Origin of the sequence: Bacillus sp. R45 (genome assembly GCF_021729365.1) — a bacterium.
Lineage (GTDB): Bacteria > Bacillota > Bacilli > Bacillales > Bacillaceae > Bacillus > Bacillus velezensis.
Genome location: NZ_CP091421.1, coordinates 2,536,212 through 2,562,905, shown reverse-complemented (window position 1 = coordinate 2,562,905; position 26,694 = coordinate 2,536,212). Strand labels below are relative to the sequence as shown.

The 26,694-nt window shown below is 46.4% G+C and carries 25 protein-coding genes and 3 pseudogenes; 25 read left to right on the top strand and 3 right to left on the bottom strand.

The window, feature by feature from the left end; translation table 11 throughout:
• Positions 1-19: 19 nt before the first annotated feature.
• The 3 genes from L3V45_RS12515 (at position 20) to L3V45_RS12505 (ending at position 3,622) form a co-directional block, all read left to right on the top strand.
• Positions 20-634, top strand: coding sequence for a helix-hairpin-helix domain-containing protein (locus L3V45_RS12515; RefSeq protein ID WP_043867297.1), 615 nt, complete (start codon positions 20-22; stop codon positions 632-634).
• Between the two features lie 66 nt (positions 635-700).
• Positions 701-1,270 carry a ComE operon protein 2 gene (locus L3V45_RS12510; protein ID WP_003152868.1) on the top strand — a complete coding sequence of 190 codons (570 nt, stop codon included), beginning with the start codon at positions 701-703 and terminating at the stop codon, positions 1,268-1,270.
• Positions 1,271-3,622, top strand: coding sequence for a DNA internalization-related competence protein ComEC/Rec2 (locus L3V45_RS12505; protein ID WP_234949402.1), 2,352 nt, complete (start codon positions 1,271-1,273; stop codon positions 3,620-3,622).
• Between the two features lie 18 nt (positions 3,623-3,640).
• Here L3V45_RS12505 and L3V45_RS12500 read toward each other — a convergent pair whose 3' ends face one another.
• The gene (locus L3V45_RS12500) at positions 3,641-3,775 is read right to left on the bottom strand and encodes a YqzM family protein (protein ID WP_003152870.1); all 135 of its coding nucleotides are present in this window, start codon (positions 3,773-3,775) and stop codon (positions 3,641-3,643) included.
• A gap of 40 nt (positions 3,776-3,815) precedes the next feature.
• Here L3V45_RS12500 and L3V45_RS12495 point away from each other — a divergent pair.
• Together L3V45_RS12495 and holA are read left to right on the top strand one after the other, a co-directional pair.
• Positions 3,816-3,970 (top strand): annotated as a pseudogene (locus L3V45_RS12495) (hypothetical protein).
• A gap of 39 nt (positions 3,971-4,009) precedes the next feature.
• Positions 4,010-5,051 (top strand): annotated as a pseudogene (holA, locus tag L3V45_RS12490) (DNA polymerase III subunit delta).
• A 16-nt stretch (positions 5,052-5,067) separates the two neighbouring features.
• On the opposite strand, the gene rpsT reads toward holA, so the two are convergent.
• Positions 5,068-5,334 (bottom strand): 30S ribosomal protein S20, encoded by a 267-nt coding sequence (gene rpsT, locus L3V45_RS12485; RefSeq protein ID WP_003152876.1) that lies wholly within the window; start codon positions 5,332-5,334, stop codon positions 5,068-5,070.
• Positions 5,335-5,536: 202 nt separating this feature from the next.
• Between rpsT and gpr the strand changes: the two genes are divergently transcribed.
• The 12 genes from gpr to mtaB all read left to right on the top strand — a co-directional run bounded on the left by gpr (position 5,537) and on the right by mtaB (position 19,456).
• Entirely contained in the window at positions 5,537-6,643 is a 1,107-nt protein-coding gene (gene gpr / locus L3V45_RS12480) for a GPR endopeptidase (protein ID WP_003152878.1), read from the top strand.
• Between the two features lie 67 nt (positions 6,644-6,710).
• Entirely contained in the window at positions 6,711-7,904 is a 1,194-nt protein-coding gene (spoIIP, locus tag L3V45_RS12475; protein WP_069013540.1) for a stage II sporulation protein P, read from the top strand.
• Positions 7,905-7,920: 16 nt separating this feature from the next.
• On the top strand, positions 7,921-8,259 hold the full coding sequence (locus L3V45_RS12470) for a YqxA family protein (protein ID WP_003152882.1): 339 nt from the start codon (positions 7,921-7,923) through the stop codon (positions 8,257-8,259).
• 132 nt (positions 8,260-8,391) lie between these two features.
• Positions 8,392-10,227: a translation elongation factor 4 gene (lepA, locus tag L3V45_RS12465; protein WP_013352938.1), complete on the top strand. Its 1,836-nt coding sequence runs from the start codon at positions 8,392-8,394 to the stop codon at positions 10,225-10,227.
• 59 nt (positions 10,228-10,286) lie between these two features.
• Positions 10,287-11,426 carry a radical SAM family heme chaperone HemW gene (gene hemW, locus L3V45_RS12460; RefSeq protein WP_165625722.1) on the top strand — a complete coding sequence of 380 codons (1,140 nt, stop codon included), beginning with the start codon at positions 10,287-10,289 and terminating at the stop codon, positions 11,424-11,426.
• Positions 11,427-11,506: 80 nt separating this feature from the next.
• Positions 11,507-12,538 (top strand): heat-inducible transcriptional repressor HrcA, encoded by a 1,032-nt coding sequence (gene hrcA / locus L3V45_RS12455; protein ID WP_003152889.1) that lies wholly within the window; start codon positions 11,507-11,509, stop codon positions 12,536-12,538.
• Between the two features lie 59 nt (positions 12,539-12,597).
• Entirely contained in the window at positions 12,598-13,173 is a 576-nt protein-coding gene (grpE, locus tag L3V45_RS12450) for a nucleotide exchange factor GrpE (RefSeq protein ID WP_003152892.1), read from the top strand.
• Positions 13,174-13,197: 24 nt separating this feature from the next.
• Positions 13,198-15,036, top strand: a complete 1,839-nt coding sequence (dnaK, locus tag L3V45_RS12445) for a molecular chaperone DnaK (protein WP_003152893.1) — start codon at positions 13,198-13,200, stop codon at positions 15,034-15,036.
• Positions 15,037-15,221: 185 nt separating this feature from the next.
• Positions 15,222-16,349 (top strand): molecular chaperone DnaJ, encoded by a 1,128-nt coding sequence (gene dnaJ, locus L3V45_RS12440; protein ID WP_003152895.1) that lies wholly within the window; start codon positions 15,222-15,224, stop codon positions 16,347-16,349.
• Between the two features lie 23 nt (positions 16,350-16,372).
• Positions 16,373-17,308, top strand: a complete 936-nt coding sequence (gene prmA / locus L3V45_RS12435; protein WP_003152897.1) for a 50S ribosomal protein L11 methyltransferase — start codon at positions 16,373-16,375, stop codon at positions 17,306-17,308.
• 22 nt (positions 17,309-17,330) lie between these two features.
• The gene (locus tag L3V45_RS12430) at positions 17,331-18,101 is read left to right on the top strand and encodes a 16S rRNA (uracil(1498)-N(3))-methyltransferase (RefSeq protein ID WP_003152900.1); all 771 of its coding nucleotides are present in this window, start codon (positions 17,331-17,333) and stop codon (positions 18,099-18,101) included.
• Positions 18,101-19,456, top strand: coding sequence for a tRNA (N(6)-L-threonylcarbamoyladenosine(37)-C(2))-methylthiotransferase MtaB (gene mtaB, locus L3V45_RS12425; RefSeq protein WP_058906192.1), 1,356 nt, complete (start codon positions 18,101-18,103; stop codon positions 19,454-19,456). Before L3V45_RS12430 ends, mtaB begins: the two co-directional genes overlap by 1 nt.
• A gap of 37 nt (positions 19,457-19,493) precedes the next feature.
• On the opposite strand, the gene L3V45_RS12420 is transcribed toward mtaB, so the two are convergent.
• Positions 19,494-20,420, bottom strand: coding sequence for a Na/Pi symporter (locus L3V45_RS12420; RefSeq protein WP_032856881.1), 927 nt, complete (start codon positions 20,418-20,420; stop codon positions 19,494-19,496).
• A gap of 171 nt (positions 20,421-20,591) precedes the next feature.
• Here L3V45_RS12420 and rpsU point away from each other — a divergent pair, with 171 nt between their 5' ends.
• The 8 genes and pseudogenes from rpsU (at position 20,592) to L3V45_RS12380 (ending at position 26,646) form a co-directional block, all read left to right on the top strand.
• Positions 20,592-20,765 carry a 30S ribosomal protein S21 gene (rpsU, locus tag L3V45_RS12415; RefSeq protein ID WP_003152957.1) on the top strand — a complete coding sequence of 58 codons (174 nt, stop codon included), beginning with the start codon at positions 20,592-20,594 and terminating at the stop codon, positions 20,763-20,765.
• 14 nt (positions 20,766-20,779) lie between these two features.
• Complete coding sequence (locus L3V45_RS12410) at positions 20,780-21,226, top strand: GatB/YqeY domain-containing protein (protein WP_003152958.1); 447 nt, start codon at positions 20,780-20,782, stop codon at positions 21,224-21,226.
• Positions 21,227-21,347: 121 nt separating this feature from the next.
• A complete protein-coding gene (locus L3V45_RS12405; protein ID WP_003152959.1) occupies positions 21,348-22,664 on the top strand; it encodes an NfeD family protein in 1,317 nt (438 codons plus the stop codon).
• Between the two features lie 24 nt (positions 22,665-22,688).
• On the top strand, positions 22,689-23,681 hold the full coding sequence (gene floA / locus L3V45_RS12400) for a flotillin-like protein FloA (RefSeq protein WP_003152961.1): 993 nt from the start codon (positions 22,689-22,691) through the stop codon (positions 23,679-23,681).
• 27 nt (positions 23,682-23,708) lie between these two features.
• Positions 23,709-24,143: a hypothetical protein gene (locus L3V45_RS12395; protein ID WP_057080480.1), complete on the top strand. Its 435-nt coding sequence runs from the start codon at positions 23,709-23,711 to the stop codon at positions 24,141-24,143.
• A gap of 56 nt (positions 24,144-24,199) precedes the next feature.
• The gene (gene yqfC, locus L3V45_RS12390; protein ID WP_003152966.1) at positions 24,200-24,481 is read left to right on the top strand and encodes a sporulation protein YqfC; all 282 of its coding nucleotides are present in this window, start codon (positions 24,200-24,202) and stop codon (positions 24,479-24,481) included.
• Between the two features lie 17 nt (positions 24,482-24,498).
• Positions 24,499-25,723: pseudogene (gene yqfD, locus L3V45_RS12385) on the top strand (sporulation protein YqfD).
• On the top strand, positions 25,687-26,646 hold the full coding sequence (locus tag L3V45_RS12380; RefSeq protein ID WP_003152970.1) for a PhoH family protein: 960 nt from the start codon (positions 25,687-25,689) through the stop codon (positions 26,644-26,646). The pseudogene yqfD and the gene L3V45_RS12380 overlap by 37 nt, the downstream one beginning before the upstream one ends.
• Positions 26,647-26,694 lie beyond the last annotated feature (48 nt).

Genomic DNA, 26,694 nt, shown 5'->3' with positions numbered 1-26,694 from the left:
TGCGGGGAGGCAATGCAATATGACGAAAGCGATGATGACGGAGCGGATGCGGCGGAACCTGAAAATTCTGGGCGCTTGTCTTGCGGCAGGGGCAGTTTTTATCTGTATTTGGCTGTTTCGTTCTGAAAAGGAAGAGCCGGTCAAACAGCAGTCCGTGCTCGGTCAAACAGCCTCCGCATCCGTCGCGGACAAAAAAGACACCGCAGACGATAAGATTATGATTGATGTGAAAGGAGCGGTCCGAAATCCCGGCGTGTATGAAATGAAAGCGGGAGACAGAGTGACGCAAGCCATTGAAAAAGCCGGCGGCCTGAAGAAAAAGGCGGATGAATTGAATGTTAATTTAGCAGAGCAGCTGCAGGACGGGACGATTGTTTATATTCCGAGTGAAGGCGAAGAGGGGAATCATCCGAAAACAGCAGTTGGTGAAAAGGAAAATGCAGCTGTCAATATCAATACGGCATCTTTGGACGAACTTCAGGCAATTTCCGGGGTGGGGCAGAAAAAAGCGGAAGCCATTATCGCCTACCGAGAAGAAAACGGACGGTTTCAGACTGCTGAAGATTTGATGAAGGTATCAGGCTTTGGAGAAAAGTCATTTGAGCGGATAAAAACTTCCATTACGGTAAAGTGAATTGACGGTTCTGCTTAAATCTATGTAAACTTAGAAAAGCAACAAGACTTTTTGGAGGGAACACTTGTGGAACGAATCTCATGGAATCAATATTTTATGGCGCAAAGCCATTTGCTGGCGCTGAGAAGCACATGTCCGAGACTGTCAGTCGGGGCAACCGTAGTCAGAGATAAGCGGATGATTGCCGGCGGATACAACGGCTCAATCGCCGGCGGCGTCCATTGCGCTGATGAAGGATGCCTTTTAATAGATAATCATTGCCAGAGGACCATACATGCAGAGATGAATGCGATTCTGCAATGTTCTAAGTTCGGTGTTCCGACGGAGGGCGCCGAAATTTATGTGACACATTATCCTTGTATTCAATGCTGCAAATCAATTATCCAGGCAGGCATCAAAACGGTCTATTATGCCGAAGATTACAAAACACAGCCTTATGCAAAAGAGCTGTTCAGCCAAGCCGGAGTCAAGGTGGAGCAGGTCGAACTTGATGAAATGATCATCGATCTGAAAAACCGCGAAAAATTGTCTTTTGTCGCAGGTCTGATTCAGCAATTATCTGATGCGGGAGTTAAGGCAGATGAACTGAAAAAAATTCATGAACAGGCCAATGAGCTGTTTACCAGTTACGTATAAATGAAATATAAATACCTTCTTCTGCCTCTGGCGGCGGTTTCTGCAACTGCGGGAATTGCCGCCGCTCATGTCTTCTGGGTTCTGCTCCTTTTTCTTCTGTATCTTCTCTTTATTATGATAAAAACAAAGCAGCCTGCTCCGGTTGTTGTCTGCCTCGTTTCTTTTTGTGTTTATTTCTTTCTTTATACGGTTTGTGACGCTGCGAATGTAACGCGGTATCAGGCCGGCAGTTATACTGAACAGGCCGTCATCACTAATATTCCGAAGGTTGACGGAGCGAAAATGTCAGCCGTTATCCGTACACATGACAAGGAAAAATGGGCGGCTTCGTACAAAATCCGGTCTCTTGAGGAAAAGAGACTCATTGAACAGCTTGAACCGGGGATGCGCTGCACGTTTACAGGCTCTCTGGAACAGCCTGCACATGCGACGATTCCCGGGGGTTTTGATTATAAGGATTATCTTTACTCTCAGCAGATTCACTGGTTATTTACCGTGACTTCTATTCAGCAGTGTGAAAAATCCAAACAGCCGCTGTTTAAACTGCTGAGCATCAGAAAAAATTTGATTTCGATCATTCGGAATCACGTGCCTGAATCTTCCGCCGGAATTGTTGAAGCGCTGACCTTAGGTGAAAGATTTTCTATAGAAGACGATATACTGAGTGCATATCAAAATTTGGGAGTCGTTCATTTAATGGCGATTTCCGGAATGCATGTCGGTCTTATTACGGCGGGACTATTTTATGCTCTGATCAGAATCGGGCTGACTAGAGAAAAGGCGGGGATGTTGCTGCTGCTGTTTTTGCCGGTCTATACGCTGCTGAGCGGTGCCGCCCCATCCGTATTGCGCGCATCCCTCATGCTGGGATTTTATATCGCCGGAACTCTTGTTAAACGCGGCATTCATTCCTCTGCTGCATTGTCTCTGTCTTATCTGCTGCTCCTGCTGTTTAATCCTTACCTCCTTTGGCAGGCGGGCTTCCAGCTTTCCTTTGCGGTAAGCGCCTCTTTAATTCTGTCATCCCCCATTTTAAAGAAAGCAGGGAAAAGCAGACTTGCCGGGCTTGCGATGGCCTCATTCATCGCAGAGCTCAGCTCACTTCCGTTTCTTCTCTATCATTTTCAGCAAATTTCACTTGCCAGTTTTCCGATGAATATGGTGATGGTGCCATTTTATACGTTATTTGTCATTCCGGTTTCTGTCATCGGTTTCCTTCTTCTTTTACTTTCAAGGCAGATGGGAGAATGTTTGTTTAATATGTTTGACCTTGTGATGAAGCCTGTGCATGATTTCATTACATATGCGGCATCCATTGATTTATTTACTATGATTGTGTTAAAGCCTGACTTTCTTTCCCTTCTTCTGCTTGCGGTTTCCGTTTTTACGCTTTTTGCGGCTTTAGAAAAGGGAGGTTTTTTAAAACTCAGGAAATCGGCTCTTTTTTTCTGCGCGGTTTTGGCTTATTTAATATGCCGTCCGTATTTCAGCCCATGGGGAGAAGCGGATATGCTTGATATCGGGCAGGGAGACTCGCTGTTTATAAGCGCGCCGCACCGCAAAGGGACCGTAATGGTTGATACAGGGGGAGTGATTGCTTATCCCGGAGAATCATGGAAAGAAAAACGCCACCCGTATTCTATCGGCGAGAAGGTTTTGATTCCGTTTTTAAACGGAAAAGGGGTGAAAAAGCTGGATGCGCTGATTTTAACCCATGCGGATCAGGATCACATCGGGGAAGCCGGAGTGTTAATCAAAAATCATAGAGTCAAACGGTTAATTGTCCCCGTGGGATTCGTAAAAGAACCGAAGGATCAGAACATATTAAATATGGCGAAAGAAAACAACATTCCCGTTGCCGAAGCAAAGCGGGGCGACACCATTACAGCCGGTGATCTTCAGTTTCAGGTGCTGTCTCCGGAGTCGTCTGACGGAAAGAGTAAAAATGATTCGTCACTGGTGCTTTGGACGGTCTTAGGCGGAGTGAGCTGGCTTTTGACGGGAGATTTAGAATCGGACGGCGAAACAGAAGTGCTGAAAACGTATCCGAAACTGAAGGCTGATATATTGAAGGCGGGTCATCATGGCAGCAAAAGCTCAACGAGTGAAGCCTTTTTGAAACAGCTTCAGCCGGAAGCAGCGCTGATTTCAGCAGGAAAAGAGAATCGATACCATCATCCGCACGAAGAAGTGCTGGATCGTTTGAAGGCGTACTCTGTCAATGTGCTTCGCACCGATATCAGCGGAACGATTCAATACAGATTTGAAAAAGGCGCCGGAACGTTTTCCGTCTTCCCTCCATATGATATAGAAGAAACCAGGGCGCAAGAAGTAAAAAAGACTGCCGATTGACAGCAGCCCGGAATGCGGCTAAGAGCCGATAAGATGGATGGCTGTTGCCATCACGAACAAAAAGGCGAAAAATCCGAAGGACACGACAAAACCGACAGCTGAGTCAACAGCATCATTTCGTTTGCTTTGAACGTTTTTTTCAAAATCATTCAATTTCATCCCTCCTGACTTCCCTAAGTATACTGGAATTGTTTTGAAAAATCTAGAAGTGATGGTAACGTTTTCTGTTCTTGTGATTATCGCCTTTTTACAAGCAGACCCGGGAGCTTGTGAATCAGGCGTTTATTATAAATGAGGAAGCTGTCCTTTTTAAAGCTTCCTCTTTACTATTTGCCGAACTCAATTTAGGATAGAAGGGGATCAAGAAAGAGAGGAAGTCATACGATCATGGTATTTGATGTTTGGAAAGCCCTGAAAAAAGGGGATGTCCGCTCCGTTTATTGCTTATACGGAAAAGAAACGTATCTGCTCCAAGAGACTGTCAGCCGGATCAGACAAGCTGTCGTTGATGAGGAGACTAAAGATTTTAACCTGTCTGTTTTTGATCTTGAAGAGGATCCGCTTGACCAGGCCATAACCGATGCGGAAACGTTTCCGTTTATGGGAGAGAAGCGGCTGGTTATCGTAAAAAATCCGTCTTTTTTAACAGGGGAAAAAAAGAAAGAAAAAATAGAGCATAATACAAGCGCTTTGGAGACTTACCTGAAGGAGCCTGCGCCTTATACGGTCTTTGTGATTGTGGCTCCGTATGAAAAGCTGGACGAACGGAAAAAGCTGACGAAAGCGCTGAAGCAAAAAGCCCTTATGATTGAAGCTAAGGAGCTGAATGCAAAGGAGACGACTGATTTTACGATTAATCTGGCGAAATCCGAAAATAAAACGATGGATACAGAAGCTGCCGAGCATTTGGTTCTGCTTGCAAACGGCCATCTGTCTTCCATATATCAGGAAATACAAAAACTCTCCGCCTACACCGGTGACAGACATGAGATCACGCTTGAAGATGTCCGGGAGCTTGTCGCAAGAAGTTTGGAGCAGAATATTTTTGAGCTGATCAACAAAATCGTGAACCGAAAACGGACGGAAAGTCTTCAAATATTTTATGATCTTTTAAAACAAAACGAAGAACCGATCAAAATTATGGCGCTGATCGCCAACCAATTCCGTCTGATTATGCAGACAAAGTATTTTGCGGGACAAGGATACGGCCAAAAGCAAATCGCTTCCAACTTAAAGGTGCACCCCTTCCGGGTAAAGCTGGCGATGGATCAGGCGAGGCTATTTTCTGAAGAAGAGCTGCGGCGTATTATAGAAAGGCTCGCAGTAATGGATTATGAAATGAAAACGGGGAAAAAGGACAAGCAGCTCTTGCTGGAGCTCTTTCTCCTTGAGCTTCTCCGGACTGAATGAAAAAAACGATCCCCGTTAAAGGGATCGTTTTTGTATTATGCAGAAAGTCCGTTCACTTGTTTCGCAAGTCTAGATTTGTATCGAGCTGCGGCATTTTTGTGTACAAGACCTGTTTTCACTGCTTTATCAATGCGTTTCGCTGCTTCAGAAAGAGCAGTTTTCGCTTTATCCGCTTCGTTGTTAGCAACAGAAGCTTCAACTTGTTTGATTGCAGTACGCATAGCAGATTTGATTGTCGCGTTATGAGCGCGGCGTTCGTTGTTTGTTTTTGTACGTTTAATCGCTGATTTAATGTTTGGCATGTGTTTCACCTCCTAAGATACAACCTGTAGCACAGTGTCTTAAGGTTAAATCTTCTTCACAATAGAACAAATTGTATTCTATCAAACAGAACTTTAGATTGCAATATAAATGTAAAGTATTTTTCGTTGATGGGTAAATTCGCATGATTCGTTTTGTAAATGGCCACACTATGTACCACGATGATTGAAGGAGGTCTTTCCTGTGAAAAACAATGAACTGGATGTCAATCAATTTCTGATACGGACGGATTTAGCGGTAGAAACGAAACAGGCGGTAAAAGACGGACAAGCCGGTCAGACAAAAGAAATAAACGGGTTTATTGAAAAAGAACGCGACAAGGGCGGCATTAAAGTCAGAACCGTCGATATTACCAAAGAAGGCGCCGAGCTATCGGGGAAAAAGCAGGGACGCTATGTCACGATCGAGGCTCAAGGGGTTCGGGAACACGACTCTGACATGCAGGAAAAAGTAACGGAAGTGTTTGCCGAGGAATTTTCCGCCTATCTGTCGGCATTAAAGATTCCAAAGGATGCAAGCTGTTTGATCGTCGGTCTCGGCAACTGGAATGTGACGCCGGATGCGCTCGGCCCTCTCGTGACCGAAAACCTTCTTGTGACAAGGCATCTGTTCAGGCTTCAGCCGGAAAACGTACAGGAAGGGTACAGGCCGGTCAGCGCGCTTGCTCCCGGTGTGATGGGATTAACGGGAATTGAAACGAGCGATATTATTCAAGGTGTGATCAAAGAATCAAAGCCGGATTTTGTGATTGCGGTAGACGCTCTTGCGGCAAGAGCCGTTGAAAGGGTGAACACGACCATCCAATTTTCTGATACGGGCATTCACCCGGGATCAGGCGTCGGCAATAAGAGAAAAGAATTAAGCAAGGAGACGCTCGGCATCCCCGTCATCGCAATCGGGGTACCGACTGTCGTTGATGCGGTTACGATCGCGAGCGATACGGTGGATTATATATTAAAGCATTTCGGCAGAGAGATGAAAGATGACAGCCCGTCAAGATCTCTGGTGCCCGCCGGAATGAACTTCGGCAAAAAGAAGGTGCTGACAGACGAAGACCTTCCCGGAGAAAAAGAACGCCAATCCTTTCTCGGTATTGTCGGCACACTGGACGAAAACGAAAAACGCCAGCTGATTCACGAAGTGCTCTCTCCGCTCGGCCATAATCTGATGGTCACGCCGAAGGAGATTGACACCTTTATTGATGATATGGCGAACGTGCTTGCAAACGGGTTAAACACCGCCCTTCATGAAAAAGTGTCACAAGATAACAAAGGTTCTTATAATCATTAAAATGGTTCTACCTCCTCTAGCTTGTTCATAGAGTAATTACTAGACAAGCGCTGGAGGGATTCAAATCATGAGAAAAAAACGCAGAAACCGTCAAATTGTCGTTGCAGTAAACGGTGGAAATGCGCTCAAGGGCATGTTTTTGTTTATGACAAGCCTTATCGTTATTTTCGTATTATCGGGTGTGCTCACATCGCTTCGCCCTGAACTGAGGCTTTCTTCGGATTCTCTTCACGGAATTGCCGGAGAACTTCCGGGTGACGCGTTTGCACACCTCCTCGGTATGGAAAATCATTATTTCGCCTCAGAGCTTCCTGAAAAAGACTCTTTTCAGCTGTCCCGGCTTTCCTTAAAACTGGCGACAAGCATTAATATGGAAGACCCGCGGAGTTTCTTGGGACGTGAGCTGCCGGGATTTGCCCAATACGATACGGAGATCCTTCTGGCGGGGCAGGGGACTGATTATACGAATATGCCTGCTGAATCCCCGCCGCCGTCAAAGGTGATGGAAAAAGAAAAAGAAGTGAACCTGGCAGAAATCGAAAACAAAACGAAAAAAGAAGAAAAGGCGCCGCCGAAACATTCAACAGGCAGCAAAAAAGTCGTTTTTATTTACCACACTCATAATACCGAATCCTATCTTCCTCTGTTAAAGGGGGAAACAAATCCGGATAACGCCCGCCATTCGAAGGCCAATGTCACGCTTGTCGGAGATATGTTCGGAAAAGCGCTTGAAGCGCAAGGTGTAGGAGCGACCGTAGATAAAACCGACATTCAGGCCCGCCTGAACAAAGACGGTTTAAATTATGCGCGAAGCTACGACGAATCAAGGCCAGTCGTAAAAAGCGCGCTCGCCAAAAATAAAAACCTGCAATATACCATAGACATTCACCGGGATTCCCGCCGCAAGAAAAATACGACAGCCGACATCAAAGGAAAAAGCTATGCCAGGGTCGCCATCGTCGTCGGCAAAAAAAGCGCTAATTTTGAAGAAAACTATAAACTCGCAAGTGAACTTCATAAGCTGATGGAGAAAAAATACCCAGGCTTAAGCGTCGGTGTTTTATCAAAAGGCTCTCCGGGAGATAATGGAGTGTACAACCAGGATTTAAACGACCGGTCGCTTCTGCTGGAATTCGGGGGCGTGGATAACAATCTTGAAGAACTGAGGCGCGCATCAGATGCCGTGGCTGATGTATTCAGCGAACTGTACTGGGATGCAGACAAGGTCAGCTCGCAATCAGGAGAGAAGAAAAAACAATAGAAATCAGGTGATGCAAATGATCCGTTTTACCGGCAAATGCCTGCTGATCGCCATTGTCATGTTTGTCGGCGTATTGTTCGGCATGCAGCAGGCAAACAGCGGAATGCTTGATATGAAAGGATACAAAGATCCCTCCTTAAAAGGAGCATTCACGCTCGGCGGCGGAGAAGGACAGGAAAAAGAAGCTTCCATTTTGGGGCAAACCGTTACGGCGAAAGATCTGGAAGAAAAACAAAAACAGCTGGAACAGGCAGAAACCTTCAACCTGTTTTCAAAAGCCGGAGAAACCCTTTCAAATACCGTGACGGACTCGGCACAGGCGATGTATGAGTGGGTTTCGAAACTGAACCGTTAGCATTGATGAAGAGAAAAGCGGATGATTCCTTAAAGGAAGCTTTTCTCTTTCTTGTTTTAATTGAATGTTTACAATCCTATTGATATAATCTAAGCTAGTGTATTTTGCGTTTAATAGTAGGAGTGATAGATTGTGACAGATAAAGAAAAGCGTTTAGAGAGGCAGTCAAGAATCCGGAATTTCTCCATCATCGCCCACATAGACCACGGCAAATCGACCTTGGCGGATCGGATTTTAGAAAAAACATCGGCGATCACCCAGCGGGAAATGAAAGAACAATTGCTTGATTCAATGGACCTTGAACGCGAACGGGGAATTACCATCAAATTAAATTCCGTTCAGCTGAAATACAAAGCAAAAGACGGAGAAGAATATATATTCCATCTCATCGACACGCCCGGACACGTCGACTTTACATATGAAGTTTCGCGAAGCCTGGCTGCCTGTGAAGGCGCGATTCTCGTTGTTGATGCGGCTCAGGGAATAGAAGCGCAGACATTGGCGAACGTCTATCTGGCGCTTGATAATGATCTTGAGATTCTTCCTGTCATTAATAAAATCGATCTTCCGAGCGCAGAGCCAGAACGTGTGCGTCAAGAGGTTGAGGACGTTATCGGCCTTGACGCTTCAGACGCCGTCCTCGCTTCAGCGAAAGCGGGCATCGGCATCGAAGACATTTTAGAACAGATCGTAGAAAAAGTGCCGGCTCCCGCGGGAGATCCGGAAGCTCCGCTGAAAGCGCTCATCTTTGACTCGCTTTATGACGCGTACCGCGGAGTCGTCGCGTATATCAGAGTCGTAGAAGGAACGGTCAAACCGGGCCAGAAAATTAAAATGATGGCAACCGGAAAAGAGTTTGAAGTCATCGAAGTCGGCGTCTTCACGCCGAAAGCGCAGCCGGCTGACGAATTGACAGTCGGTGACGTAGGCTATTTGACAGCCGCAATCAAAAACGTCGGCGACACCCGTGTCGGTGATACGATCACGAGCGCGGTTAAGCCTGCGGCAGAAGCGCTTCCGGGCTACCGCAAACTCAATCCGATGGTATACTGCGGACTTTATCCGATTGACACAGCCAAATATAATGATTTGCGCGAAGCTCTGGAAAAACTTGAATTGAACGATTCATCTCTTCAATACGAGGCAGAGACGTCACAAGCCCTCGGCTTCGGTTTCCGCTGCGGCTTTTTAGGAATGCTTCACATGGAAATCATTCAAGAGCGGATTGAACGGGAATTTAAAATTGACCTTATTACGACCGCGCCGAGCGTTATTTATGACGTTTATATGACGGACGGCGAAAAGATCATCGTGGATAACCCGTCAAACATGCCTGACCCGCAGAAAATAGAGCGGGTGGAAGAACCTTATGTCAAAGCGACGATGATGGTACCGAACGATTACGTCGGAGCGGTTATGGAGCTTTGTCAGGGGAAACGGGGCAACTTTATCGATATGCAGTACTTAGACGCCAACCGAGTCAGCATTGTATATGAGATGCCTCTTGCGGAAATCGTATATGAATTTTTTGATCAGCTGAAATCCAGCACGAAAGGGTACGCCTCTTTCGATTACGAGCTGATCGGCTACAAACCGTCCAAACTCGTCAAAATGGACATTATGCTGAATGCAGAAAAAATTGATGCGCTGTCGTTTATCGTGCACCGCGATTACGCATACGAGCGCGGGAAAGTCATCGTCGAAAAATTGAAAGAATTGATCCCCCGCCAGCAATTCGAAGTGCCCGTGCAGGCAGCGATCGGACAGAAAATCGTGGCCCGCTCAACCATTAAGGCCATGCGGAAAAACGTCCTTGCAAAATGTTACGGAGGAGACATCTCGCGGAAACGGAAGCTTCTTGAAAAACAAAAAGAAGGAAAACGCCGGATGAAGCAGGTCGGCTCGGTAGAAGTGCCGCAGGAAGCGTTTATGGCCGTTCTTAAAATGGATGACAGCCCGAAAAAATAACGGAAGCCGCCGCAGTCCCGCGCTGCGGCTTCTTTCTGTAAAGAAGAAGGTGTTTCAAAATGAAATCAGCTTATATTCATATTCCGTTTTGTGAGCATATCTGCCACTATTGCGATTTCAATAAATATTTTATTCAGAGCCAGCCTGTCGATGAGTACTTAAACTCACTCGAAAAGGAAATGATAAATACAATAGAACGGACGGGACGCCCTGATCTCCGCACGATTTTCATCGGGGGAGGCACGCCGACATCGCTCTCACCCGCCCAGCTGGAAAAATTGATGGATTCCATTCACCGCGTGCTGGAGCCTTCTGACGGACTCGTAGAATTTGCCGCGGAAGCGAATCCGGATGATTTGTCCCCGGAAAAATTAAAAATCATGAAAAATGCCGGTGTCAATCGGCTGAGCTTCGGTGTTCAAACCTTTGAAGGTGAGCTTTTACAAAAAATCGGCAGAGTGCATAAACAAAAGGACGTATTCACTTCCTTTGAACGTGCGAGGGCTCTCGGCTTTGACAACATCAGTCTCGATTTGATGTTCGGCCTGCCGGGTCAGACGCTGGCCGATCTTGACAATTCCGTCAAAACGGCTTTGTCTCTTGATGCGGAGCACTATTCCGTTTACTCGCTGATCGTAGAGCCGAAAACGGTGTTTTATAATTTAATGCAAAAAGGCCGCCTGCATCTCCCGGCGCAAGAACAAGAGGCCGAGATGTATGAAACGGTCATGAGGCAGATGAGTGAAGCGGGCATCCGTCAATATGAAATCAGCAACTTTGCAAAGCCCGGATACGAGTCGCAGCATAATCTGACGTATTGGAGCAATGAAGCGTATTTCGGTTTTGGCGCAGGCGCTCACGGGTATATCAGCGGCACGCGCACCGTCAACGCCGGGCCTGTGAAACATTACATTCAGCTCATCGAAGAAAAGGGACTGCCTTACCGTGACACGCACGAGGTGACACGGGAGGAGCAGATTGAAGAAGAAATGTTCCTCGGTCTCAGAAAAATGTCCGGCGTACAAAAGCAAGCTTTTCTCGATAAATTCGGACGCTCGGTCGACGAACTGTTTCCCGATGTTCTCAAAGATTTAACCGAAAAAGGCCTGATCTGTGACACGGAAGAATCGGTTGCATTAACGCATGAGGGCAAATTATTAGGAAATGAGGTTTTTGGCGCTTTTTTGGGTGAGTTATAATTGACATTTTTCTTTTGGTTTGTTACTTTTGATATAGAATTAGCACTCGCTGACCTTGAGTGCTAACAGGGGTGATGATGATGTTAACAAATCGTCAGCTGTTGATCCTGCAAGTGATTATTAATGATTTTATACAATCAGCGCAGCCTGTAGGATCAAGAACTCTTTCAAAAAAAGACGAGATTACATTCAGCTCTGCAACGATCAGAAACGAGATGGCTGACTTGGAGGAATTGGGCTTTATTGAAAAAACCCATTCATCCTCAGGACGGATTCCGTCGGAAAAAGGGTACAGGTATTATGTCGATCATTTGCTGTCACCCGTCAAGCTGACAAAAACCGATCTGGATTTAATTCACTCGATATTTAAAGAAAAAATCTTCGAGCTGGAAAAAACAGTCCAAAAATCAGCGCAAATCCTGTCCGACCTGACAAACTACACATCGATTGTCCTCGGGCCGACGCTGAGCGAGAACTATCTTAAACAGATTCAAATCGTTCCGATCCAGCCGGATAAGGCGGTCGCCATCCTCGTCACGAACACGGGGCATGTCGAAAACCGCACCATCAATTTCCCGGCTAAAGTGGATTTGGCCGATATTGAAAAACTGGTCAATATATTAAACGATCGATTAGCGGGCGTGCCGATGGACGAACTGAATGAGCGCATTTTCAAAGAGGTTGTCACATATTTAAGGCAGCATATCGCCAACTATGACAGCATACTTGAATCGCTCCGCTCCACATTCCATCCGGCGGCCCACGTTGAGAAATTGTTTTTCGGCGGAAAGATCAACATGCTGAATCAGCCGGAGTTTCACGATATTGAAAGGGTCCGCTCGCTCTTATCTTTAATTGAAAAAGAGCAGGATGTTCTGAAGCTGTTTCAGTCATCAAAAGCCGGGATTTCAATCAAAATCGGGAAAGAAAACGACTACGAAGAAATGGAAAACTGCAGCTTAATCACGGCCACCTATACTGTTGATACGAAGCAGATCGGATCAATCGCCATCATCGGGCCGACGCGCATGAATTATTCAAGAGTCGTCAGCCTGCTGCAGCACGTGACTTCGGACTTGTCAAAAGCATTCACAAGTTTGTATGATGAATAAGGGAATTTTGGCAATCATTTTCAGTCATCTTTTTACAGCATTTGAGGGAGGTGAACACAATGTCAGAAGAAAAACAAACCGCAGAACAGGTCGAAGCAGCAGAACAAGAAGAAGTGACAGAACAGGCAGAACAAGCGGCTTCACAAGAGCAGCATGAAGAAACGGCAGGTCAGGAAGAAGCCCTTCAGCACCAAATTGATGAATTGCAGGGTTTGCTTGATGAAAAAGAAAACAAGCTTTTGCGTGTTCAAGCAGACTTTGAAAACTATAAACGACGCAGCCGCCTTGAAATGGAAGCTGCTCAGAAATACCGTTCTCAAAACGTCGTAACGGAAATCCTTCCGGCTCTCGACAACTTTGAACGGGCGTTACAGGTAGAAGCTGAAAGCGAGCAGACAAAAAGCTTGCTGCAAGGTATGGAAATGGTCCGCCGCCAGCTGATGGACGCACTTGAAAAAGAAGGTGTTGAAGCCATCGAAGCTGTCGGTCAGGAATTTGATCCGAACCTTCACCAAGCCGTCATGCAGGTGGAGGATGAAAACTTCGGCAGCAATATTGTTATCGAAGAACTGCAAAAAGGCTACAAACTGAAGGATCGCGTCATCCGTCCTTCAATGGTAAAAGTGAATCAATAACTACATAGCAGGAGGTAATTCAAAGTGAGTAAAGTAATCGGAATTGACTTGGGTACGACAAACTCATGTGTGGCAGTGCTTGAAGGCGGAGAGCCTACAGTTATCGCCAACGCTGAAGGAAACCGTACGACTCCGTCAGTCGTTGCATTTAAAAACGGCGAGCGCCAAGTAGGGGAAGTGGCGAAACGCCAATCAATCACAAATCCTAACACAATCATGTCTGTCAAACGCCATATGGGTACTGACTATAAAGTGGAAATCGAAGGAAAAGATTACACGCCTCAAGAAGTGTCAGCTATTATCCTTCAGCATCTGAAAGCATACGCTGAAAGCTACCTCGGCGAAACAGTTTCAAAAGCTGTTATCACGGTTCCTGCATACTTCAACGATGCAGAGCGCCAAGCGACAAAAGATGCCGGTAAAATCGCCGGTCTTGAAGTAGAGCGTATTATCAACGAACCGACTGCAGCAGCGCTTGCATACGGACTTGATAAAACAGACGAAGACCAAACGATTCTTGTTTACGACCTTGGCGGCGGTACGTTTGACGTATCTGTTCTTGAACTTGGCGACGGCGTGTTTGAAGTCCGTTCAACTGCCGGTGACAACCGTCTTGGCGGGGACGACTTTGACCAAGTCATCATCGATCATCTCGTAGCAGAATTCAAAAAAGAAAACGGCATTGATCTTTCAAAAGACAAAATGGCGCTTCAGCGTTTGAAAGATGCGGCTGAGAAAGCGAAAAAAGATCTTTCCGGCGTATCATCTACACAAATTTCTTTACCGTTTATCACAGCGGGAGAAGCAGGTCCTCTTCACCTTGAGCTGACACTGACCCGCGCTAAATTCGAAGAGCTTTCCGCTCACCTTGTTGAGCGCACAATGGCTCCTGTCCGTCAGGCTCTTCAAGATGCGGATCTTTCTGCGAGCGAAATCGACAAAGTTATCCTTGTCGGCGGATCAACACGTATACCTGCCGTACAGGAAGCAATCAAAAAAGAAACGGGTAAAGAAGCGCATAAAGGCGTAAACCCTGATGAAGTTGTAGCACTGGGTGCAGCGATTCAAGGCGGCGTCATCACGGGAGACGTAAAAGACGTTGTTCTTCTTGACGTTACACCGCTTTCTCTCGGTATTGAAACAATGGGCGGCGTGTTCACGAAACTGATCGACCGCAACACGACAATTCCGACGAGCAAGTCTCAAGTATTCTCAACTGCAGCTGACAACCAAACGGCTGTTGACATTCACGTGCTTCAAGGTGAGCGCCCGATGTCTGCGGACAACAAAACGCTCGGCCGCTTCCAGCTTACTGATATCCCGCCTGCACCGCGCGGCGTACCGCAAATCGAAGTTTCTTTCGATATTGACAAAAACGGTATCGTAAACGTAAGAGCGAAAGACTTAGGCACAGGAAAAGAACAAAACATTACAATCAAATCTTCTTCAGGTCTTTCTGATGATGAGATCGAACGCATGGTAAAAGAAGCGGAAGAAAACGCTGACGCTGATGCGAAGAGAAAAGAAGAAATCGAAGTCCGCAACGAAGCTGACCAGCTTGTGTTCCAAACGGAAAAAACATTAAAAGATCTGGAAGGCAAAGTGGACGAAGAGCAAGTGAAAAAAGCAAACGACGCGAAAGACGCGCTGAAAGCCGCTATCGAGAAAAACGAAATTGAAGACATCAAAGCGAAAAAAGATGAGCTTCAAACAATCGTTCAAGAGCTTTCTATGAAGCTTTATGAAGAAGCGGCAAAAGCGCAGCAGGCTGAAGGCGCAGCAAACGCTGAAGGCAAAAAAGCGGACGACAACGTTGTCGATGCGGAATACGAAGAAGTAAAAGACGACGAAACGAAAAAATAAGTTCTTTCCCGCATGGCTATAGGCGGAAGAACACACAGCATATTCTGATTCAACAGACAGAAAGTCAAAGTCAGGCATCTCTTGGCTTTGACTTTTTTTCTTGCCCGGGATAAAAGGAATTGAAAAAACATAATTCAAAATGATACAATCTAATTTATGTGAGAAATTCGGGAGAGTGAAGCGAGATGAGTAAGCGTGATTACTATGAAGTGCTTGGGGTAAGTAAGAGCGCTTCAAAGGATGAAATCAAAAAAGCCTATCGGAAGCTTTCAAAAAAATATCATCCTGATATCAATAAAGAATCCGGAGCAGATGAAAAATTCAAAGAGGTAAAAGAAGCGTACGAAGCGCTCTCAGACGACCAAAAACGCGCTCAATATGACCAATTCGGCCATACAGACCCTAACCAGGGATTCGGCGGCGGTTTCGGAGGCGGCGGAGACTTCGGCGGCTTCGGTTTCGATGACATATTCTCAAGCATCTTCGGAGGCGGCACGAGACGCCGTGACCCGAATGCGCCGCGGCAAGGCGCGGATCTGCAGTATACAATGACCCTGTCATTTGAAGACGCGGCTTTCGGAAAAGAAACGATCATTGAAATTCCGCGCGAAGAGAATTGCGAAACATGTAAAGGATCGGGCGCAAAGCCGGGAACAAAGCCGGATACGTGCTCGCACTGCGGAGGTTCAGGCCAGCTGAACGTCGAACAGAACACGCCGTTTGGCAAAGTGGTTAACCGAAGAGTCTGCCACCACTGTGAAGGAACAGGAAAAATCATCAAAAACAAGTGTTCTGACTGCGGCGGCACGGGCAAAGTGAAAAAACGGAAAAAAATCAATGTCACGATTCCTGCCGGTGTGGATGACGGACAGCAGCTGCGCGTTCCGGGTCAAGGTGAACCTGGCGTAAACGGAGGGCCTGCGGGAGATCTGTTTGTCGTATTCCATGTGCGCGCCCACGAGTTCTTTGAACGCGACGGAGACGATATTTATTGCGAAATGCCGTTAACGTTTGCCCAAGCGGCACTCGGAGACGAAGTGGAAGTGCCGACGCTTCACGGAAAAGTGAAATTGAAAATACCTGCCGGCACACAAACCGGCACGAAATTCAGATTAAGAGGCAAAGGCGTTCAGAACGTCCGGGGCTACGGACAAGGCGACCAGCACATTGTCGTCCGCGTCGTCACACCGACGAATCTGACAGACAAACAAAAAGACATCATCCGCGAGTTCGCTGAAGTCAGCGGAAACCTGCCGGATGAACAAGAAATGAGTTTCTTTGACAAAGTAAAACGCGCATTTAAAGGCGAGTAATGATTGGATAGGAGTTGGTAGTTTTGAAATGGTCCGAAATCAGCATTCACACAACACATGAAGCGGTCGAACCCATCTCAAATATTTTGCATGAAGCTGGTGCGAGCGGGGTTGTCATCGAAGATCCGCTTGATTTAATGAAAGAGCGTGAGAATGTTTACGGGGAAATCTACCAGCTCGACCCCAATGATTACCCCGATGAGGGTGTCATTGTCAAAGCGTATCTGCCGATCAACAGTTTCCTAGGCGAAACGGTGGACGGCATTAAAGAGACGATTAATAATCTGCTTTTGTACGACATTGATTTAGGCAGAAACACAATCACCATTTCTGAAGTTAATGAAGAAGAATGGGCGACAGCTTGGAAAAAGTATTATCATCCGGTGAAAATTTCTGAAAAATTCACGATCGTACCCACATGGGAAACGTACACACCCGTGAATACCGATGAACTGATTATCGAAATGGATCCGGGCATGGCATTCGGAACGGGAACGCATCCGACAACCGTTCTGTGCATTCAGGCGCTTGAGCGTATCGTTCAAAAAGGCGACCGTGTCATTGATGTCGGCACCGGTTCAGGAATTTTAAGCATCGCGGCCGCCATGCTTGAGGCCGAATCGGTTCATGCGTATGACCTTGATCCGGTCGCTGTTGAAAGCGCGCGTCTGAATCTAAAATTGAACAAAGTGAGTGATACGGCCGAAGTGAAGCAGAACAATTTGTTAGACGGCATCACGGGCGAACATGATGTCATTGTCGCAAATATTCTGGCGGAAGTGATTCTCCGCTTTACATCACAGGCGTATGACCTGCTCAAAGACGGAGGCCATTTTATTACTTCAGGCATTATCGGCCAGAAAAAACAGGAAGTAAAAGAAGCGTTGGAAAAAGCCGGCTTTACCATCACAGAAATTCTGTCTATGGAAGATTGGGTCAGCATCATCGCGAAAAAATAACAGTTAGTAGGTGTCACAGCGTATGCAACGATATTTTATCGAGCTCACGAAGCAGGAGATGGACGAAACTCCCGATTTTCAAATTACGGGGGAAGACGTCCACCATATAGCGAACGTCATGAGAATGAGTGCGGGAGACCGGATAATCTGCTGTTCGAAAGACGGCCATGAAGCGTTATGCCTGCTCAAAGCGGTTTCTAAAGATCATATATCATGCAGCATTGCTGAATGGACGGGTGAAAACCGTGAACTGCCGTTAAAAATCAGGATTGCCAGCGGCCTTCCGAAAGGCGATAAGCTTGAATGGATTATCCAAAAAGGGACCGAGCTGGGGGCTAGTATGTTCATCCCCTTTCAGGGCGCCAGATCCGTCGTTAAGCTAGACGACAAAAAGGCAAAGAAAAAGCGGGAGAGATGGGCGAAAATCGCGAAGGAAGCGGCGGAGCAATCGTACCGCAATGAAATTCCCGAAGTGAAAACCGTTCATACGTTCCGGCAGCTGCTTGAAATGGCGGAGAATGTCGATAAATGTGTCGTTGCATACGAGGAGTCATCAAAGCAGGGAGAAACGGGCGCTTTCGCCGCGGAGCTTAAAAGCCTTCCGCAAGGTTCGTCTCTTTTAATCGTATTCGGCCCTGAAGGCGGTCTGACTGAGTCTGAAGTTCATCAGCTTTCAGAAAAAGGCGCCGTCTTATGCGGCCTCGGACCGAGAATTTTACGGACTGAAACTGCGCCTCTTTACGCGTTAAGCGCAGTTTCCTATCATACAGAGTTATTAAGAGGTGATCAGTAATGGCAACTGTTGCTTTTCATACCCTTGGCTGCAAGGTCAATCATTATGAAACAGAAGCAATCTGGCAGCTGTTTAAAGATGCGGGTTATGAACGAAAAGAATTCGAACAGACAGCAGATGTATATGTCATTAATACATGTACGGTAACAAACACGGGAGATAAAAAAAGCCGTCAAGTCATCAGACGGGCGATCCGCCAAAATCCTGACGGCGTCATCTGCGTAACAGGGTGCTATGCGCAAACCTCTCCGGCAGAAATTATGGCCATCCCGGGTGTTGACATCGTCGTCGGCACGCAGGATCGTGAAAAAATGCTCGGTTACATTGAGCAGTACAGGGAAGAGCGTCAGCCGATCAACGGCGTCGGCAATATTATGAAAGCACGCGTGTTTGAAGAGCTGGATGTTCCCGCTTTTACTGACCGCACAAGAGCGTCGTTAAAAATCCAAGAGGGCTGCAACAACTTCTGTACGTTCTGCATTATCCCTTGGGCGCGCGGCCTGCTTCGTTCCCGCGATCCGGAAGAAGTCATTAAACAGGCGCAGCAGCTGGTGGATGCCGGCTATAAAGAAATCGTCCTGACGGGGATTCATACGGGCGGCTACGGCGAAGATATGAAAGATTATAATTTCGCCAAGCTTCTCCGCGAGCTTGATACACGTGTAGAAGGACTGAAGCGGATCAGAATTTCATCTATTGAAGCAAGCCAAATCACTGATGAAGTGATTGAAGTGCTGGATGCGTCTGATAAAATCGTCCGCCACCTTCATATCCCGATTCAGTCAGGATCAAACACCGTTCTGAAACGGATGAGACGCAAATATACGATGGAATTTTTCGCGGACCGTTTAAATAAGCTGAAAGAAGCGCTGCCGGGTCTTGCCGTCACATCTGATGTCATCGTCGGTTTCCCGGGTGAAACGGAAGAAGAATTTATGGAAACATACCGGTTCATTAAAGAACATAAGTTTTCAGAGCTTCACGTATTCCCTTACAGCAAACGCACCGGAACACCTGCGGCCAGAATGGAAGAGCAGGTTGACGAAAACGTGAAAAACGAACGGGTGCATAAGCTGATTGCGCTGTCTGACCAGCTTGCAAAAGAATACGCCTCCGATTATGAAGGGGAGGTTCTGGAAATCATTCCGGAAGAGGCGTTTAAAGAGTCTGATGAGGACGGCATGTTCGTCGGCTATACGGACAATTACATGAAAGTCGTCTTCAAAGGCACGGAAGATGTAATCGGCAAACTTGTCAAAGTCAAAATTCAAAAAGCGGGCTATCCGTATAACGAAGGACAATTCGTCCGCGTCGTTGAGGATGAAATGACCCGAAACATGCGCATGTCTTCATAACAGATAAAAAAACCGGTGCCTTCCCGCATCGGTTTTTTTACGGTTTCGGAGGAATCAGCCTGTCAATCAGCCGGTAAAACAAATGTGTGAACGGCAGAAACAATAAGGCGGTGACTACGTTAAATAACAGGCTGAAATGCGCAATCATCTGCGCGGGATCATCAGACAGGCGCTCCGTAATACCTGCTGATGCAGACAGGAAGGGAAAGACGAGCAGCACGCCGAGAATATTAAACACTACGTGAGCACCGGCGGTCTGTCTGGCGGCATAACCGCCTGAAACAGCAGCCATGACGGCCGTGACGCATGTCCCGATATTAGATCCCAGAACGACGCTGACCGCTTGTTCAATGCCGATCACCCCTTCGTTCATAAAACTCATCAAAATGCCGATGCAGACGGAGCTTGAATGAATGATTGCCGTCAATATCATGCCGATAAAAAGAGCGGACCAGCTCGAATCATTCACATGGCGCAAAACCTCCGCCCCCGCCTTCATTTCTGTCAGCGGAACGGCAAGCCGGCTGAAGCATGTGATGCAAAAAAAGATGATGCCGAGACCGAGGAAGCTTATACCGATCTGCCTGAACGGATATTTACGGATGAGGATAAACACAAGGCCTCCGATAAAAAGCACCCAAATGAGCACATCCATCTTTATGGCTAAAAACTCCGTCGTAAACGTGGAGCCGACATTCGTGCCGAGAATCATCGGAATGGTCCGTTTAAAAGATAAAGCGCCTGCGCTGACAAAGCCGATGACAATGACCATGAAGGCTGAGCTGCTCTGAAGAAAACCGGTGAATACGATGCTTATGAGAAAAGCTTTCAAAGGGTGGTCGGTAAATAAGAGCAGGCTTTTCTCAATTTTTGAATACGTTAATGCGATCAGGCCCTGCCTGAGCAGGCTCATTCCGAGTAAAAAAACCAGGATAAGTGCGGTAAAGAGAATCAGTATTATCAAACGAAACACCCCTTTCCATCATTATATAGACAAGCAGCCTTATTCATGACGGAAAAGTGAGCTCGCTTAGTTGACCTGACTGATGGCTTATATTATAATGTCAAAGTACATGTTTATATATGTATCTTTTTAAAGGTAGTCGATTGGTGTATTCGGAGGGAGGGAAAGAGAATGTCAAAAACGGTCGTTAGAAAAAACGAATCGCTTGAAGATGCTCTTCGTCGCTTCAAACGCAGTGTATCAAAGACAGGTACTTTGCAAGAAGCAAGAAAGCGCGAATTTTATGAAAAACCTAGCGTAAAGCGCAAGAAAAAGTCAGAAGCTGCTAGAAAACGCAAATTCTAAAAGAGGGTGGATTTATGAGTCTTCTTGAGCGACTTAACCAAGATATGAAGCTGTATATGAAAAGCCGTGAGAAAGACAAACTGACTGTCGTTCGAATGGTGAAAGCTTCACTTCAAAACGAAGCAATTAAGCTTAAGAAAGACAGTTTGACCGAGGATGAGGAACTTACTGTCCTATCTCGTGAACTTAAGCAACGTAAAGACTCCCTCCATGAATTTTCAAACGCTGATCGTTTAGATTTAGTAGATAAAGTTCAAAAAGAGCTGGACATTTTAGAAATTTATTTACCGAAGCAGCTTTCTGAAGAAGAGCTGCAGACAATTGTAAATGAAACCATCGCTGAAGTCGGTGCGAGCTCCAAAGCGGACATGGGCAAAGTGATGAGTGCTATTATGCCTAAAGTAAAAGGTAAAGCTGACGGCAGCGTAATTAACAGACTTGTCAGCAGTCAATTATCTTAATTGACAAGAAAAAAGACATCTTTCCTAGAGAGATGTCTTTTTTTATACATAAAAAATGAAACTAAAGTACATTTGTTACGTATATAAAGAAGAACGAAACGGGAAGGAGGGTATATTTGCCTTGTTCCGAAAAAAAAACGGAATTGCTGTTGCTCTATTGGGCTTATTTGTATTATCTTTATTAGGGGTTCAATTGAACGCGAAAGCTGATCACCCATCGGTTTATGTCATCCCGGTTGAGAAAAATGTCGAACAGGGGCTCGCCTCGTTTTTATCGCGTTCTTTCAAAGAAGCGAAGGAGTCCGGCGCGTCACACATTATTCTTGACATCAATACACCGGGAGGCGCCGTTCAATCAGCCTTGGATATTGCGGATATCATCGGCCGCGCGGATGTGCCTGTTACCGCTTACGTTAATAAACGGGCGCTTTCTGCCGGAGCGTATATAGCGCTTCAGGCAGATGAAATCTATATGGCGCCGGGCGGAAAAATGGGTGCCGCAGCCATCATCGACGGAAAAGGAAACGCGGCGGACAAAAAGGCTCAATCACTGTGGCATGCAGAAATGGAGGACGCAGCGGTTAAAAACAACCGAAATCCGAAATACGCCCTGGCCATGGCAGATCCCGCCATCAATGCAAAGGAAGCGGGCGCCCCAAAGGGAAAACTGCTGACACTGACAGCTGAAAAAGCCAAGGAAGTCGGATATTCGGAGGGCACGGTTTCAAACCTTGATGCTTTATATACAAAGCTCGGTTTTGACAAAGCGGATGTTCACCATGCAAAAGAAGGTTTTGTCGGCAAATTGGGCAGATGGCTGACAAATCCGTTTGTTGTCCCCGTCTTATTAACGCTTGCTTTGCTTGGTTTGACCATTGAATTGTTCTCGCCGGGCCTCGGAATACCGGGTGCCGTCGGACTGACGGCCATGCTGCTGTTTTTCACCGGGCATATCGCTGCCGGATTCGCCGGCTATGACAGCGTATTCTTATTTTGCGCGGGCTTGGTTTTTATCCTTTTAGAGATATTTCTGCCCGGAGGCATAATCGGTCTTATCGGTATTGCAGGCGTCATCGCGAGCCTCTTTCTCGCTGCGGGCAGCTTTACCGTAATGGCGGTTTCTCTCTTGATCGCCATTGCTGTGTCTATTACAGCCTTTATCATATTAACAAGGGTGTTGGGGAAACGAATGAAATTCTTTAAAAAATTAATATTAACTGATTCAACAAGCACAGAGAGCGGTTATGTTTCAAATCAGAACCGGACGGAGCTGTTGGGGAAAGTCGGCATTACCGCTACAGCCCTCAGACCGTCAGGCACCGTCATTATTGATGATGAACGTCTGGATGTCGTCTCGGAAGGATCATTCACTGAAAAAGACAGACAGGTGAAAGTAGTGAAAGCGGAAGGCTCACGCATTGTCGTGAGAGAAATATAGATGATAACCTTGAGGAGGAATTAGATGGAACTGTCAAGTTTGGCGATTTTAGCAATAGTTGCAGCTGCCATAATCGTGTTAGCCATATTCTTCACCTTTGTACCGGTGATGCTATGGATTTCGGCGCTTGCGGCAGGAGTCAGAATCAGCATTTTCACTTTGGTCGGAATGAGGCTGCGGCGCGTCATACCAAGCCGCGTTGTCAATCCGTTAATTAAAGCGCACAAAGCCGGCCTATCCGCAACAACAAATCAGCTCGAAAGCCATTATCTGGCCGGTGGTAATGTTGACAGGGTGGTCAATGCCCTGATTGCGGCACAGCGCGCCAATATTGAGCTGACATTTGAACGCTGCGCAGCCATTGACCTGGCCGGGCGTGACGTATTGGAAGCCGTGCAGATGAGCGTCAATCCGAAGGTCATTGAAACACCGTTTATCGCGGGTGTCGCCATGGACGGAATTGAAGTAAAAGCAAAAGCCAGAATCACCGTAAGAGCCAATATCGAGCGCCTTGTCGGAGGAGCGGGAGAAGAGACGGTTGTCGCCCGTGTCGGAGAAGGGATTGTCTCGACAATCGGTTCCTCGGGTAATCATAAAAAAGTGCTTGAAAACCCTGATATGATTTCGCAGACCGTACTTGGCAAAGGGCTGGATTCAGGCACCGCCTTTGAAATTCTTTCGATTGACATCGCCGACGTTGATATCGGCAAAAACATCGGAGCGATTCTTCAAACGGATCAAGCAGAAGCAGACAAAAACATTGCGCAGGCCAAAGCCGAAGAGCGCCGCGCCATGGCGGTCGCCCAAGAGCAGGAAATGCGCGCTCGCGTAGAAGAAATGCGTGCAAAAGTCGTGGAAGCAGAAGCCGAAGTGCCGCTTGCGATGGCAGAAGCGCTGCGTGAAGGAAACATCGGCGTCATGGACTATATGAACATAAAAAATATCGACGCGGATACGGACATGAGGGATTCTATCGGCAAGCTGACGAATGACCAGCAAGATGAAGACCAACAATAACCTCTCTATTAAGGAGGGAGCCGCTATATGCACGAGATTCTGACAAATCCGCTCGTCATTGCCGCCGTCATCGGCATTATATCGGCAATATTCGGCAAGAAAAACAAAGATGAAAAACGGCCGCCGGGTACACGCCCCGAAAATCAGACAAAAAAGCAGGATCAAAAACAGCCGCAGAAAGAGCATAAGCTGGAAGCGGAAGAATTGCCTGCCGTTTCAGAAGAGAACCCTCTTGAGAAAAAAAGAAGGGAAGCTGAAAAGCGCCTAGCGGAGACGGAGCAGATGTTTAACGGGCTTGAACATAAGCTGACATCTCAACGCGCACGAAACGCGTCTCTGAAGAAATCAGCCCTCAAAATAAATAAAGAAACTGCGGTTCAAGGCATTATATTCAGTGAGGTTTTGGGTCCGCCCCGTGCAAAAAAACCGCACCGGACCATGCGGAGCATCGGTAAAAAATAAAGTGTTAGAACCCCTTTTCAAATCATACATATGAGATGAAAGGGGGTTCTTTTTTTATGGGGCAAAGAAAGAATCGTGTAAAGGCATGGCTGACAAGAGCATTGGAAATTCCCCCGGACGTTATGATGGATCTGCCTCGGATTACGATGGTCGGCAGACTTCATATCTACATAGAGAATCACAGAGGCCTCCTGCTGTTCAGCGAAGAAGAAGTCAGGCTGATGCTCAAGCAGGGGCAATGTATCATATCAGGAAAAAACTTGGTCATTAAGGCAATCCTTCCTGAGGAAATTCTTTTGGAAGGCACGATAGATCACGTACGATATGTCGATTCATAAAGCCGGGGGGAAATAATGTGAAAAACAAATGGCTGTCATTTTTTTCGGGTAAAGTCCAAATGGAAGTCAAAGGAAAAGGGATTGAACGGCTGCTGAATGAATGCACGAGAAACGGAATCGCCATCTTTGCGGTGAAAAAAAAGCAAGACTGTGTTCTGCTGATGATTCAGCTTCAAGATGTACATGCTTTCAGAAGAGTCATCAGAAAACATGAATGCAAAGCAAGCTTTACAAAAAGAAAGGGTCTTCCCTTTCTGCTTCTCAAATCAAAATTAAACCTGGGCTTCACTGCGGGGTTTGTGATGTTTTTTGTTATATTGTTTCTTTTGTCCAACATGATTTGGGACATTGATATTAAAGGGGCCAAGCCCGAAACCGAGCATCAGATGGTAAAGCACCTTGAAGAAATCGGTGTGAAAAAAGGACGTTTGCAATTTTTAATGATGACGCCGGAGAAAATTCAAAAATCATTAACAAACGGCATTGATAATATTACGTGGGTCGGTGTGGAATTGAACGGGACAGCCCTTCATATGAAAGTGGTCGAAAAAAACGAACCGACAAAAGAAAAGTACGTGAGCCCCCGCCATATCGTTGCCAAAAAGAAGGCGGTCATCAAAAGGATGTTCGTGCAAAAGGGGCAGCCGATGGCTTTTGTGAACGATCATGTTGACAAAGGACAGCTTCTCGTCTCAGGACTGATCGGAAATGAAGACCGGAAAGTCGCCTCAAAAGCGGAAATTTACGGAGAAACATGGTACAAGTCAGAAGTAACCGTGCCTCTTGAAACATCATTTACGCTATATACGGGTAAAGTAAGGACGAAGCACAAGCTGTCTTTCGGATCATGGGGCGTGCCTTTTTGGGGCTTTGAATTTAATGAGGAGCCGCTGAAACATCCGAAAACAGAGGAAGAAAAGCACCCGTTTCAATTTCTGGGGATGAAGCTTCCGATTTCTTACGTTCAAGAACAGACAAGAGAAAGTGAAACAACCGTGCGGACTTATACGAAAGGCGAAGCGGTTCAGGCCGGTATCAAAATGGGAAGACAAGATGTAGAAAAGCGATTAAACGGCAGCGGAGAGGTGGAAAGTGAAAAAGTTTTGCACCAATCCGTTGAGAATGGTAAAGTAAAGTTGATTATTCTCTACCAAGTTATAGAAGATATCGTTCAAACCACACCTATTGTTCAGGGAGACTAAAGAATGGCAGAACATTTACTTGCGATTAATCACAAACTGAAAAGCCCGGACGAAGCACTTTCTTTGTTCGGCAGCCAAGATGCCTTTTTACATTTAATGGAGAAGGATCTGGGCATTAGCCTCATCACGCGCGGTGAAACCATTTACGTTTCCGGGAATGATGAAACATTTGAGATCGCTGACAGATTATTGGGCTCGCTCCTTACTTTAATTCGCAAGGGGATCGAGATTTCGGAACGTGATGTGCTGTATGCCGTGAAAATGGCAAAAAAAGATGAACTGGACTATTTTGAAAGCATGTATGAAGAGGAAATAACGAAAACGGCAAAAGGCAAACCGATCCGTGTCAAAACCCTCGGCCAAAGAGAATATGTGGCGGCGATGAAGAAAAACGACATGGTGTTCGGCATCGGGCCGGCGGGAACCGGCAAAACTTATTTGGCGGTCGTAAAAGCGGTGCATGCTTTAAAAAACGGCCACATTAAAAAAATCATTTTAACAAGACCCGCTGTGGAAGCCGGCGAGAGCCTCGGCTTTCTGCCCGGAGATTTAAAGGAAAAAGTAGATCCTTATCTGCGCCCGCTGTATGACGCGCTCCATGATGTGCTCGGAAGCGACCATACGGAGCGTCTTATGGAAAGAGGGGTTATTGAAATCGCCCCGCTTGCCTATATGAGAGGGCGGACGCTTGACGACGCGTATGTGATTCTTGATGAAGCCCAGAATACCACTCCCGCTCAAATGAAAATGTTTTTGACGAGATTGGGTTTTGGCTCTAAAATGATCATTACGGGCGACGTAAGCCAAATTGACCTGCCGAAAGGCGTCACATCGGGACTTGCAGTAGCGAAGGATATGCTGAAGGACATAAACGGCATCTCCGTGATTGAACTTGACCAGACAGATGTGGTCAGGCATCCGCTTGTTGCAAAAATTATTGAAGCTTATGATAAGCAAAAGTAATGCAAAAATGACCCGATCTCCCGTTATCGGGTCATTTTTATATGATGT